This window comes from Amycolatopsis sp. NPDC114478 (assembly GCF_055633805.1).
Window position 1 is genome coordinate 1 of record NZ_JBVKDO010000064.1, and the last position, 1,188, is coordinate 1,188.

General features: G+C 69.3%; 1 protein-coding gene. It reads right to left on the bottom strand.

Annotated elements, in window-relative coordinates:
- On the bottom strand, positions 1–1,188 hold a 1,188-nt coding region (locus ACZ7OH_RS51880; protein ID WP_470287735.1), incomplete at both ends, for a glycosyltransferase.

Here is a 1,188-nt window from a genome sequence, read left to right on the forward strand (position 1 = left end):
CCGTACTGCATGCCCAGCAGGTAGCGCACCAGCTGCGCGAGCAGGACCCGGGAGAGCAGGTTGAGGTTGAACGGCGAGTGCAGCGCCGCGGTGATGATCGAGTTGCGCAGGTTGAAGTACCGGTGCCACTCGTCCCAGTCCTTCATGTGGAAGTCCGCGTGCCACACCCCCGCCCCCGGCAGGGTGACGGTCGGGAAGCCGTGCGCGCGGGCCCGGTAGGAGTACTCCGCGTCGTCCCACTGGAAGAAGAACGGCAGCGGATACCCGGTGGCCTGGACGACCTCATACGGGATCAGGCACGACCACCAGCCGTTGTAGCCCGCGTCGAGGCGCCGCTCCTGGCGGTTGGGCTTGAGCGTCTCCTCGTCGACGCCGAGCAGGTCGGCGGTGGAGAGGGAGTGCTCGACCGGCTGGCCGGGCTCGAGGGTGTTGAGCCGGGCGTACTCGGCGCCGACGTGCAGCTGGTTGGGGTGGAACAGGTTGAGCATCTGGCCGCCGACGATGATCGGGTTGGCGGCGCGGTTGGAGAACGCCGTCATCCGGATCACCAGGTCCGGCTCGAGCAGCACGTCGTCGTCCATGAACAGCACGTTCGCGTGCTCGGTGGCGGTGTGCCCGGCCACCTCGAACAGGCCGCGGGTGAAGCCGCCGGCGCCGCCGAGGTTCGGCTGCTTGATGTAGTGCAGCTTGTCGGCGAGGTCCTTGGCGACCTGCTCGAACCCGTCGCGGGACTCGACGAGGTCGCTGCCCTGGTCGGCGACGTAGATCGCGTCCAGGGTCTCCAGCGAGGACACGTCGGCGGCGAGGGCCTGGAGGTTCTTCAGGCAGTCGTCGGCGCGGTTCATCGTGCAGATGGTCACCGCGGTCGGGCGGATCTTCTCCGGGGCCTCGACCGTCCAGCGGACCTGCTCGACGCGCAGGGTCTGGCCGCCCTCGGTTTCCAGGTCCAGCCAGAGCGCGCCGCCGTCGTAGAACTTGTCGAGCTTGGCGGTCAGCGACACCTTCGCCTGCTTGGCGTCGGCGACCTGCTCGGCGGCGACCACGCGCGGCTCGCCCTCGACGTCGGAGGCGCCCATCGAGAGCAGGCCGGTGCCGGTGACGACGAGCTCGACCGAGACCTCGGTGACGGTCGTCCAGCGCTGCCAGTAGCTGGCCGGGAAGCGCCCGAAGTACGTGTTGCCGGACACC